The organism is Longimicrobiaceae bacterium, from assembly GCA_035696245.1.
Classification (GTDB): domain Bacteria; phylum Gemmatimonadota; class Gemmatimonadetes; order Longimicrobiales; family Longimicrobiaceae; genus DASRQW01.
This window is the reverse complement of sequence record DASRQW010000128.1, coordinates 1-11,539: the sequence shown is the minus strand read 5'-3', so window position 1 is coordinate 11,539 and position 11,539 is coordinate 1. Positions and strand designations below refer to the sequence as shown.

Sequence of the window (11,539 nt, the reverse complement as noted above, 5' to 3'; positions counted from 1 at the left end):
GCCGAGAGCCGGCGCCGCTCCCTTCCGCGCGGGTGTGGACGAATGAAGCGGCTGGTGCTGTTCGACATAGACGGTACGCTCCTCACGGCCGGCGGCGCTGGGCGGCGCGCGGTGACCGACGCGCTCACGGCGGTCTTCGGGCAGACGGGGCCGGTGGGCTCGTACTCCTTCGCCGGGCGCACCGACCCGCAGATCGTGACCGAGCTGCTCGCGTCCGCGGGCATGGCGAAGGCTGACGTGGAGGCGCGGCTGCCGGAGTTCTGGGACGCGTACCTCGCCAACCTCCAGCGCGAGATCGGCCGGGCGGACGTGCACCCGCTCCCCGGCGTCCCCGCGCTGCTGGACCGCATAGAGGCCGAGGGCGGCGACGTGGTGCTCGGGCTGCTGACGGGGAACGTGCAGGCCGGCGCGCGCATCAAGGTGCAGGCGGCGGGCATCGGCTTCGACCGTTTCCTCGTGGGCGCGTTCGGGTCGGACCACGCGGACCGGCCGGAGCTTCCCGCGGTGGCCGCCGAGCGCGCGAAGAAGCGGACCGGGGTGGAGTTCGCGGGCAAGGAGATCGTCATCATCGGCGACACGCCGTTCGACATCGCCTGCGGCGAGCACCTGGGCGTCCGGACCATCGCCGTCGCCACCGGCGTGCACTCGCTGGACGACCTGGCGGCGTGCGGGCCGGATTATCTGTTCGACGATCTGTCGGATACCGCGGCGGTTTGGGGGGCGATAGCGGGGTAGGCCCTCACCCGGCTCGTAAAACTCGCCTGCCCTCCCCCGCAGGCGGGGGAAGGCACGCCATTAGCGCATGTCCGAGTTTGGTAGGGGTCGAGGTTGGGCCCTCGCTGCCGGGGCGGTGGCGACTCGGCGCTGCGCGCCTGCGGTGGGGCGGCGTCGGCGTCCACTGCGCATCGGGTGATTCTCCGCGGGGCCTGCTCCTCGTCCGAACGCGTAGACACATCCGGGCGCCGAGATGCTGAAGGTGCAGGCCGCGCAGGCGGCCTTCGTGCCGTCATAGCCGCGGGTTTACTCGCCAGGCGGAGCCTCGGGCGCGAAACAACTACGGATACGCATCTCCCGTGGCCGTGTGAGCCTGATCGAACAATGAAACGAACCTGCCGCAGGGCCGGAAAGGCCGCGGCGTGACAAACATGGAATCCACCGTACCGGAGAGAACGCGATGAAGCTGCTGGTGATGGGAGGCACGCGGTTCGTGGGGCGCCACATCGTGGAGGCCGCGCTCGCGCGCGGGCACGAGGTGACGATGTTCAACCGCGGGAAGAAGAACCCCGAGCTCTTTCCCGAGGTCGAGCGCATCACCGGCGACCGCAAGGAGAGCCTGGAGCCGCTGGCCGGCCGCACCTGGGACGCCGTGATCGACCCCGCCGGCTACCTGCCGGCAGACGTCCGCGCATCTGCCGAGGCGCTCAAGGACAGCGTGGGGATGTACGCCTTCGTCTCCACCATCTCCGTCTACACCGGCGAGGGCGGCCCGCCGAACGAGGACGCGCCGCTGCACCCGGCCGACTTCGAGAGCACGGAGATCACCAACGACACGTACGGTGGCCTCAAGGTCGCCTGCGAGCAGGTGGTGCAGGAGGTGATGGCCGGCCGCAACCTGATCGTGCGCCCCGGCATCATCGTGGGCCCGTTCGACTACATGAACCGCTTCCTGTACTGGGCCAAGCGCATCGCGCAGGGCGGCGAGATGGCCGCGCCCGGCGACCCCGAGCGCCCCGTGCAGGTGCTGGACGTGCGCGACCTGGCCGCCTTCGTCCTCGACCGGGTGGAGGCCGGCGCGGGCGGCACGTTCAACCTCGTGGGCCCGGCGGAGACGCTGACCATGCAGGGGATGCTGGACGAGATGCGCGCCGTCACCGGCGGCGACGCGTCGGTCACGTGGATCCCGGACGAGTTCCTGGGCCGCGACGACGAGTGGAAGAAGATGCCGCTCTGGGCGCCTGCCGACGACAACGACCTCTTCCTGACCAGCAACGCCCGCGCGCTCGCCGCCGGCCTGAAGCTGCGCCCGGTGGCCGACACCATCCGCGACCACCTGGCGGCGGATGAGGCCGACCCGCCCGAGACCACGCCCCCCGGCGGCTTCGACCCCGAGCGCGAGGCCGAGCTCCTCGCCGCCTGGCACGCCGAAGCCGAGGCACCGGCCTCCGCAGCGTCCGAGTAGCCGCACGGCAGCGGCTCCCCGTCGACATCGTCGTCCGGCGATCCAGATCGGAAACACCCTCTCCAGCAGACCGCGGGAGAGGGTGTTTCGATTCGTGTCATTGCATTCCGAAGGCGAGCCGACCGGCCGATGCCCGTTCGATCATCGCCTTCGCCTCACCAGCTTCCGCTCGCGCCCCCACCGGACGAGCTGCCGCCGCCGAAGCTGCTCCCGCCCCCACCGCCACCCCCTCCTCCTCCGCTGCTGGACGACGAGCCGCCGGAGGAGCCGTGGTGATGGTGCGAGCCGTAGCCGTACGACGACGTGTACATCACCGGCACCACGTCGCGGGTGTGGAGGCCGCAGCTACGGCAGACCTGCGTCACCTCCGATACGCCGCTCACGCCGCCCGCGGGCTGCACCAGCACGCGCCGGGAGATGGCGAGCGTGCGGGCCGCGCACTCGGGGCACGCCGTCCAGCGGTCGTCGCGCACCGCGGACGTGGTCTCGTGCCGCCCGCAGGCGCAGCCCCACACGGTGTGCGCCACGGACCCGATCTCCTCCTCCTTCTTCTGCCCCGCACTCAGCGCCTCGGTGCGCGCCGGTTCCGGCAGCGGGCGCATCTTGCCGCCGCAGCCCGTGCAGTAGCGACAGTCCGGCCGCTCGGCAGACCACATGGTGAACGCGATCCCCGCAGCCGCGATCAGCACCGCGGCCAGGATGCCGACCACCGCCGGCGACGCGACCCCCTCCGGCGGATCGTGGACCACGCCCGCCGCCGTGCGCACCGGCTCCGTGACGGCGGTGGCGGCCAGCACCGAATCCACCCCCTCGCGGATGCCCGCGCTGTAGTCGCCCTCGCGGAAGCGCGGCAGGATGGTGCCGTCGACCACCTCCCGCATCCTCCCCTCCATCCCCGGCGGGTACGACGAGCCCAGCTCCACCCGCACGGCGCGCTCGTGGAGCGCGACCAGCACCAGGATGCCGTTGCTGCGCAGCGAATCGCCCACGCCCCACGCGTTGAACACCCGCGTGGCGAACGGCTCCAGCGCCATATCGCCCGCCGGGTAGTCGCGCGGCGAGCCGATGGTGAGCACCGTCGCCTGCACGCCCGTCTCCCGCCGCACGCGCGAGAGCGTGGCGCGGATGCCGTCGCGGTCCTCGGGCGTGAGCAGGCCCGCATAGTCGTTCACGAAGGTGTCGAGCGCGGCGGGAAGCTGGGGCGGCGTGTCCGTGTGCGGGTGCGTGCGCCGGTGCCGCTGCGCGTGCGCGCCGGGCGGGTGAAGCGCGAGCGCGAGTGCCAGCGCGGGAAGCGCCGCGCGGGCGCGGAAGCGAAGTCGCATGCGTAAGGGAAGCGTGTGGGACGGGAAGGTGCGGGGCCGGCTGCGCCGCATCGTCAATCGTGCGAGTGTGTTACGGGCGGGAGATGCGGAAAGGTTTCGATGTCGGGAGATGCGCGGCGGCTCAGCGGCTCAGCTCCGGCGGCAGGCGGTCCAGCCACTCCACCTCCAGCACGCCCCACAGCCCGATCACCACGGCTTCCGCGGCGTCGTGGCGCAGCGACGTGGGCTGCGGCGCGCCGGACCACTCGATCACGCGGCGGGCGAAGTCGTCCGCGTTGTGCTTCGCCATCCGGCCGGAGCGCTGCTCGCGCGGCAGCAGCAGCCGCTCGCGCCACACCTCCGCCCCGATGCGGATGCTGGGGATGCCGCGCCGCTCCGCCTCCTTCTCCCAGATCTCGGCCAGGCTGCCGCCGCCTTCCACGACCACCCACGCCAGCTCCGGCAGGGTGCCCAGCAGCCCGTGCACTGCTCTCCGCAGGCGCGCCGCCGTCCCGAAGTTTTGCGACCTGTACCACCGCAGCCGCCCGTCGTCGCCGAAGAGCGCGAGCCCCGTCCGCAGCCCCAGATCCACCGCCAGAAGTGAGCGCATCCCGCCCGCCCGAGCAAGTCACGTGCTCTCCGCGCGGTCGGTCAGCGCTTGCGTCGTCGTCCGCCGAGGCGAGATCGTACCGTCGAGCGGATCGAGCGGATCGAGCGGATCGAGCGGATCGAGCGGGTGACGAAGCAGTGGCCGACTGGAGACGACAGGCAGCCGTGCATCGACCGTAGATGCAGGCGGCGGATCAGAGCACGCGGCGCAGGAACGCCTCGACCTCCGCGTACAGCTCCTCGTGGAACCGCGCGCGGTCGAAGCCCGGCGGGTCCTGCGACGGCGGGAACGCCGGGCTCGTCATCGCCTCCGGAAACGGGCTCAGGAACGAGAAGTGGCCTGCGTTCGGCACGATCCGGAAGTCCACAGGCGTGTCCCCCGGCACGCCGTTCCGCACCACGCCGGCATGCCAGATCGAGGTGTGCTCGTCCTTCTCCGCGCAACGCATGAGGATGGGGATGCGAACCGCGTCCAGCGCGCCGGGTGCCATGAACCACGGAGTAGCCGGCGCCAGCAGCACCACCGCCTTCACCCGTGTATCCGGCGTGACGGGCACCGTGCGCGGCTGCCCATCCGCCGTCTCGTGTCCGAACGCCGTGGGCACGCCGCCGGCAAGCGCGAGCGCCGTGTACCCGCCCAGCGAATGCCCGATCACGCCGACCGCACCTGGAACGAGATGCGGACCGAGCGACGCGTCGGCGTACGCCCAGTCGATCGTCGCGCTCACCTGCCGCGGGCGGTCCGCGAGGATCGTGTCCGTGCCGGAGAGCGAGTCGTCGTTGCGGTTGTTGCGCGGGTGCTCGGGCAGCATCACCACGAAGCCGCGACGCGCCAGGTGCATCGCCAGCGTGCGGTACGCCAGGTGCGATCCGCCCGTTCCGTGCGACACGATCACCAGCGGGAAGCTCCCCGCCGCCACCGGCCCGTCCATCGCCACGTCCACCACGTACGGCCCGATCCGCTCCGCCCTCTCCGCCGTAGCGGACGGATACATGACGAGCGCCGGGAACCTCGCCCCCGTCTCGCCATCCACCACCTCGGCGGTGCGACAGCCGGCCGTCCCGAGCCTGGAACGAGCGAAATCGGGTGCGTGGGATTGCAAGCGGGTGGCTGGCGGGGTGTCGTGATGGAGAGGGCCCCCTCCCCCGGCCCCTCCCCCCAAACTGCCTGGGGGAGGGGAGACCAAAAGTGCGCGTGTCGGCTCGGTCAATGATGGGTGAAGCAGTACCTGCGCGCCGTTAGCCAGGGTCATGCGGAGGACACGCGGCGAGACCACAGTCTCCACACGCAGAATTAACCATCCGTTCCGAAGTATCAACCCGTGCAAGCCCCACTCCAACCGTGGAATAGGCCCCCTCCCCCAGGCAGTTTTGGGGGAGGGGCTGGGGGAGGGGGCGCCGTCGCGGTACGCTCCGATCTCCTTTCGCCGCACGAGCACTTCGAAAAACCGGCACTTACCTGACGAGACGAACGCGCCGTCAGTCCGCGGCTTCGCCTTCGGGAGACTGGGGGATGCCGAAGGCGGCCTCTTCGGGGATGGCCCAGATGCGGGGGGTGGCGAGCTCCACGCTGTTGCCCGCGGGGTCGCGGAAGTAGACCGAGCGCCCGCCGCGCGGCCAGCTCACGTCGCTCTCCACCTCTACGCCCTTGCGTTCCAAGTGCGCGCGCCAGGCACCGATCTCGTCGCCGGGCACGGCGAACGCCACGTGCGCCTCTTCCGAGCCGCCGTGCGGAGGCAGCTCGCCGCCCGGCTCGCGGGTGCGCGCCGGGTTGAAGACGAGGAAGACGCGGTGGCCGCAGCGGAAGAAGACGTGCCTTCCCTCCACGCGGCCGATCAGCTCCAGGCCCAGGACCGAGCGGTAGAAGCTCTCCGCCGCGTCCAGGTCGTGGGCGTACAGGCAGGTCTCCAGCACCTCGCGCACGCGCATATCCTCCATCCGCCGTTCGTCTCCCGGTCCGCTTCCATCCGGCGAGGACGCCGCCATTGAGGATGCTTCGACAGTGGCCGGACAGGCCGAGAACCCGGACGGCGTCCCGGACGGGACGCGTCAGTTCTGGAAGATCGAAACCTCCACCTTGCCGTCGGCCATCATGCGGCCGCGGTACATGCCCGGCGTGTTGAAGGGCGTCGCCACGTTGCCGTGCGCGTCCATCACGATCACGCCGCCGTCGCCGTGCTGCTCCACCAGCTGGTGCATGACGATGGCGTCAGCCGCATCTTTCACGCTCATGCCGCGGTACTCGACCAGCGCGCAGATGCTGTGTGCCACCACGTTGCGGATGAAGAACTCGCCCACGCCCGTGGCCGAGACGCCGCACGAGCGGTTGTTGGCGTACGTGCCCGCCCCGATCACCGGCGAGTCGCCGATGCGGCCCCAGCGCTTGTTCGTGGTGCCGCCCGTGCTGGTGCCCGCCGCCAGGTTGCCGGCCTTGTCCAGCGCCACCGCGCCCACCGTGCCGAACTTGCGCTCGTCGGGCACCGAGTACATGGCCTGCGGTCGCCGGGTGGTGTCGCCCGCGGCTGCGCGGCGCTCGTCGTCCAGCGCCTTCTGCAGCGCCTGCCAGCGGCTCTCCACGCGGAAGTAGCTCTCCGGCATCATCGCGAAGCCGCGCGACCGCGCGAACTCCTCCGCGCCCTCGCCGGAAAGCATCACGTGCGGCGAGTGCTCCATCACCGCGCGCGCCAGGTCGATGGGGTTCTTGATGTGCCGCACCCCCGCCACCGCGCCCGCCGCCAGCGTGCGCCCGTCCATGACGGCCGCGTCCATCTCGTTGTGGCCCTCGTGCGTGAACACCGCGCCCTTGCCCGCGTTGAAGAGCGGCGAGTCCTCCATGACGTTGATCGCCGCCTGCACCGCGTCCAGGCTGCTGCCCCCGCGCTCCAGGATGCGGTGCCCCGCCGCCAGCGCCTCGGCCAGCTTCGCGCGGTACTCCGCTTCGCGCGCGGGCGTCATGCTCTCGCGCGTGATCACGCCCGCGCCGCCGTGGATCACGATCCCCCACTCCGCCGCCGCCGGCTGCGACGACGAGACGGAAGATGCGGGCGATGCGGGCGATGCGGGCGATGCGGACGCCGCGGCCTGCGCGAGCGTGCGGCAGGGCGCGAGGGCTACGACGGCCAGGGCGAGCGGGAGCGCCGCGCGGCGGGCAGCGGCGGCGAGCGGGTGCGAGAGAGTCATGTTCCGCGGGTGGTGGTGGAGGACGGGACCGCGCGCACAGGGCGGGCGGGCTCCTGTCTCAATAATCCACCGGGCGCGGCGCCGCAATCCCCCGCGGCAGCGCGGGCCGTCCATCTCCCGATGCGCCGTTCACGCGGGCGCCAGGCGGAAGACCTTGCCCTGTGCCGACAGCACGTACAGCTCGCCCGCCGCGTCCTCGCCGAACGAGAGGATGCTGCCGGGCTGCCCCAGCTCCCAAGTACGCCCTTCCGTCACCGCACCGGCCGTGAAGCGGAAGCTGCGCACCCAGCCGCCGCAGTAGTCCGCGTAGAAGTACGTGCCCCGCAGCGACGGCATGGCCGCGCCGCGGTACACGTAGCCGCCCGTGACCGAGCAGCCGTCCGCGTGCCCGTACTCCAGCACCGGCAGCGTGAGCCCCGCCGTCGAGCATCCCGACGAGGGCTGGAAGCAGTGCGTGGCCTCCATCGTGTTCCAGCCGTAGTTGAGCCCGGCGGCCGCGGCGGGCACCACGTCCACCTCTTCCCACGCATTCTGGCCCACGTCGGCCACGTACAGCAGCCCGGTCGAGCGGTCCCACGAGAAGCGCCACGGGTTCCGCATGCCCGTCGCCCAGATCTCCCCGCGGCGGCCGGGCTGGCCGGCGAACGGGTTTCCGGTGGGGATGGCGTACGGCTGGGCCGCGTCCACGTCCAGGCGCAGCAGCTTGCCCAGCAGCGCCGCCGGGTTCTGCCCGTTGCGCTGCGGGTCGCCGCCGCTGCCGCCGTCCCCCATGCCCACGTACAGCATCCCGTCGGGCCCGAACGCCACCAGCCCTCCGTTGTGGTTCGCGAACGGCTGCGCGACGGCCAGGACGAGCTGCGCGCTCGCGGGGTCGGCCCGGTTGCGGTCCGCGCTCACGTGGTAGCGCTCCACGCGCGTGTCGCCGTTGCGGTCCGTGTAGTCCACGTACAGCAGCCCGTTCGACGCGTAGCGTGGGTGGAACGCCACGCTCAGCAGCCCCCGCTCGCCGCCGCTGCTCACGCGATCCGTGATGTCCAGGAACGGCGTGGGCAGCAGCGCGCCGTTCTCCACGATGCGGATGCGGCCGGGCTGCTCCACCACGAACAGCCGCGCATCTCCCGCGGGGGCGGTGAGATAGAGCGGCGATTCCAGGCCGCTCGCCACCCCCACGAGCCGCAGCCCGGTCGTGGCCGGCGGACCCTGCCCGGCGCCGTCGCCACCCGAGCAAGCGGCGAGCGACACGGCTGCGGCCAGAACGGCGGATGCGCGATGCATGGACCACCTTCCGCAAGGTTTCGTGTGCCGACGTGGAGATGCGTTGCGAGAAGCCATCGGGCTGCCCGCAGAAATCCGGCCGCGGGTTCCGGCCACCTTTCATCCCTCGGGTCGATGGATGATCGGCGACGAGCGGTGGATGGACGGCCGCGCATCTCCGCAGCCGCACCTCGTCCGCCGGCGAGACGACCATCTAGCGACGCATCGCAGATGCCCGGCGGACGTGGCGAAGGTGCATCGGCGCGACGAGCCCTGGCACCGCGTCGGCGCCAGGGCTCTATCGTAGCCGCGAGATGCGCGGCTACTCGTCTCCGTCCTCGTCCTCCGCGGGCGTCTCTTCGAGCAGCTCGCGTGCTTCGTCCGCGCGGTGCTGGGGGACCAGGACGGGAACCCCACGGTTCGTCCATCCCTGGAACCCCGCCCCGAAGATGCCCACGTGCTCGCCGCCGCCCACGCGCGCGGGGATGCCGGCCTCCTCCAGCATCGCCACGGCCATGTCGGCCTGGAACACCGCGCCGTACGTGACCACCTCCACCCACCGCAGCGCATCGGACATCGGATGGCTCCTCGCCGGCCCACGAAGTTCGTCAGGATCCTGGCGAGCCGGGAAGTTCCGTGCCCGTAACCCGGCGATCCGCCTTGCCCGCCACGTGGAGATGGCTTCGGATCTCGTCCGCCGCGTCACCCACGCCCCGGCGGATCACGCGACGGCGGTCCGTCTGCGGCCGATCACGTAGGCGTTCGCGCCCAGAAACAACGCGGGGATCACGAAGAGCTGCAGCTCCCTCGCCTCGGGCGCGGCCGACATGAGCCCGAACAGGGCGATGGCCAGCGACAGGGCTGCACCCGCCGCGCTGCCGGCGAACCCCGCCTTCTGCACGGCCGCCGGCATCCAGCGCTCGCCGACCAGCGCCGCGCCGCTCGTCCAGCACGCTGCCGCGATCACGGCCGAGACGCCGAGCCAGAGCGCGACCAGGTAGAAGCGATCGGGGTCCGCGCCCAAGCCGCGCCAGGCATCACGGATGAAGAGGGCGATCACGACGCCGATCACCAGTGTAAGGCGGCCCAATGCGATGGTGAGTATCCGCACGGCTGAGTCCTCCAATGGAAAATGGAAAAGAATGAGGAAGAAGGGAGACGGGTGCCCGCGATCGACGGGCACGTGTCCTGGCAAGACCCGACACCGGCAAGGGCGGAGATGCCGGGCGGAGAGATCGCCGGCCGTAATCTTATGTTCATTGCGATGGATGGCAACGTCGCCGAGTGATGACCGCAAAGCCGAGAGCCCGCCCGGATTGCTCCGGACGGGCTCTCTCGTTCAGCGTTCGAAGCGTCCGCGTCAGTTGCGCGGAGGCGCGGGCGGGGCGGGCTGACGCGGCCGGGCAGGCGCGGGCACGCGCTGGAAAGTGCGGACCTCGGGCGAGTCCCACTGCATGCTCAGCTCGCGGCGGCGGCGGTCGCGCATCACCACCACCTTCGCGCGGCCCTGGCTCCCGCGAGCCATCCGGGCGCGGAACTCGGAGACGGAGCGCACCGCCTGCCCGTCCACGCTCGTCACCACGTCGCCCGCCTGGAGGCCGGCGCGCGCCGCGGGCGTGGAGGGCGAGACCTGCACCACCAGCAGGCCCTGGCTGGTCCCGAAGTAGCGGCCCAGGCCCGCGTTCATCTCCGTGAACTCGGCGCCGGCCACCGCACGGCGGCCCAGCTCCATGAAGAAGGGCGTCCTCCCCGCCTCCACGCGGAAGCGCTCGGCCTGGCCGCGCAGCCGCTCGGCGTCCACCCGCACGCGCTCCGCGTCGCCCCGCAGCCGGTCGGTGCGGATCACGATCTCGCGCCGGCGTCCTTCGGCGTCGCGCATGGCCCGCGTCACGGTGGTGTCCATCCGGAAGGCGCGCAGGCGGCCGTCGCTGAGGATTCGCACGCGGGTCCGAAGGCTGTCCATGCGGAAGACGAGGCTGTCCACGTGGCGGCGGATGCTGTCGCTCAGCACGCGGCCGTCACGCGGCAGGCGGCGCAGCAGCACACGCACGCTGTCGCCCATCATCCGCTCCATCTCCGGGCCGATGGACAGCGAGCCCAGCGAGTCCAGCCGGAAGATCATGGGCTGCCGCATGGAGTCGCGCCCGATGCGGATCACCCGGTCGGCGATGATGCGGTCCGGGCCCGGACGGGCGCCCGCCACCACCACGCGCTCGGCGTCGCGGCCGCCGTGGCGCACCCGCAGGCGCACCGTCTCGCCCGGCCGCAGGTTCGTGCGCAGCTGCGTCACCGCCTCCTCGCTGGCGTCGCGGCCGTTGATCGCGACCACCGTGTCGCCCGCCTGCACCCCCGCCTTCTCGGCCGCCGAGCCGGGGAAGACCTCCTCCACCACCGTGCGCGCCGGGCGCCCGTTCTCGCTGGTGGTGCTGAAGGCGATGCCCATCCACCCGCGGCCGGGTCCCTGGGCGCCGGGGCCCTGCGCCGCCAGCGCGGGGGCGCACAGCACCGTAAGCGCGCCCAGCAGCGCCGCAATCCTCGTGTGCTTCATCTTCGTGTCTCCGTGAGTGTTCAGAACCAGGTCGATTCGTTCTGCCGCATCTGGCGGATCAGCGCGTCGCGCTCCTCCACGGCGGCCAGGTGGTATCCGTTGGTGACCGGGTCGCCGGGGGCCCGGTCGAGGGCGGTCCGCGTGGTGGCGACCAGCCCGTTCAGCGCGTCCAGCCGCGTCACCGGGTCCGCGCCCGAGGACGGGTCGGCCAGCTCCGCGTAGCGCCGCAGCGCCGCCTCGTAGTCCGCACGCGCCCGCGCCAGTTCGCGCGCCGCCGCTTCGGCCTCGGGCGACCGTTTCGGCGTCCCGGCCCCGCCCGTGTCGCCGGACGAGGTGAACCGCGCCCCGTTCGCCGGCAACCCGTCCGCATCTTCGCCCGCCGTTCCGCCGCCCGGCGGAAGAACCGTCGTGCCCGGCTGCGAATCTGCCGCGTCACCGGGCGACGGGCGGGCTCCGGCCGTGGGCGCG

The 11,539-nt window shown here is 72.1% G+C and carries 12 protein-coding genes; 2 read left to right on the top strand and 10 right to left on the bottom strand.

Annotated features, from left to right (window positions below):
• Positions 1–735 (top strand): HAD hydrolase-like protein (locus VFE05_05800; protein ID HET6229576.1); only part of this gene is annotated, 735 nt, incomplete at its 5' end.
• Positions 736–1,174: 439 nt separating this feature from the next.
• Complete coding sequence (locus VFE05_05795; protein ID HET6229575.1) at positions 1,175–2,179, top strand: NAD-dependent epimerase/dehydratase family protein; 1,005 nt, start codon at positions 1,175–1,177, stop codon at positions 2,177–2,179.
• A 155-nt stretch (positions 2,180–2,334) separates the two neighbouring features.
• On the opposite strand, the gene VFE05_05790 is transcribed toward VFE05_05795, so the two are convergent.
• The 10 genes from VFE05_05790 to VFE05_05745 all read right to left on the bottom strand — a co-directional run.
• Positions 2,335–3,501, bottom strand: coding sequence for a TPM domain-containing protein (locus tag VFE05_05790; protein ID HET6229574.1), 1,167 nt, complete (start codon positions 3,499–3,501; stop codon positions 2,335–2,337).
• 121 nt (positions 3,502–3,622) lie between these two features.
• Positions 3,623–4,090 (bottom strand): hypothetical protein, encoded by a 468-nt coding sequence (locus VFE05_05785; GenBank protein HET6229573.1) that lies wholly within the window; start codon positions 4,088–4,090, stop codon positions 3,623–3,625.
• A gap of 193 nt (positions 4,091–4,283) precedes the next feature.
• Positions 4,284–5,084, bottom strand: coding sequence for an alpha/beta fold hydrolase (locus VFE05_05780; protein HET6229572.1), 801 nt, complete (start codon positions 5,082–5,084; stop codon positions 4,284–4,286).
• A gap of 484 nt (positions 5,085–5,568) precedes the next feature.
• Positions 5,569–6,027 (bottom strand): VOC family protein, encoded by a 459-nt coding sequence (locus VFE05_05775; GenBank protein HET6229571.1) that lies wholly within the window; start codon positions 6,025–6,027, stop codon positions 5,569–5,571.
• Between the two features lie 111 nt (positions 6,028–6,138).
• Entirely contained in the window at positions 6,139–7,269 is a 1,131-nt protein-coding gene (locus VFE05_05770) for an isoaspartyl peptidase/L-asparaginase (protein ID HET6229570.1), read from the bottom strand.
• A gap of 129 nt (positions 7,270–7,398) precedes the next feature.
• Complete coding sequence (locus tag VFE05_05765; GenBank protein ID HET6229569.1) at positions 7,399–8,544, bottom strand: PQQ-dependent sugar dehydrogenase; 1,146 nt, start codon at positions 8,542–8,544, stop codon at positions 7,399–7,401.
• Between the two features lie 301 nt (positions 8,545–8,845).
• Complete coding sequence (locus tag VFE05_05760; protein HET6229568.1) at positions 8,846–9,100, bottom strand: DUF2007 domain-containing protein; 255 nt, start codon at positions 9,098–9,100, stop codon at positions 8,846–8,848.
• 144 nt (positions 9,101–9,244) lie between these two features.
• Positions 9,245–9,634, bottom strand: coding sequence for a hypothetical protein (locus VFE05_05755; GenBank protein HET6229567.1), 390 nt, complete (start codon positions 9,632–9,634; stop codon positions 9,245–9,247).
• 249 nt (positions 9,635–9,883) lie between these two features.
• On the bottom strand, positions 9,884–11,071 hold the full coding sequence (locus VFE05_05750; GenBank protein ID HET6229566.1) for a PDZ domain-containing protein: 1,188 nt from the start codon (positions 11,069–11,071) through the stop codon (positions 9,884–9,886).
• A 20-nt stretch (positions 11,072–11,091) separates the two neighbouring features.
• The coding region (locus VFE05_05745; protein HET6229565.1) for a hypothetical protein at positions 11,092–11,539 on the bottom strand (448 nt) is incomplete at its 5' end.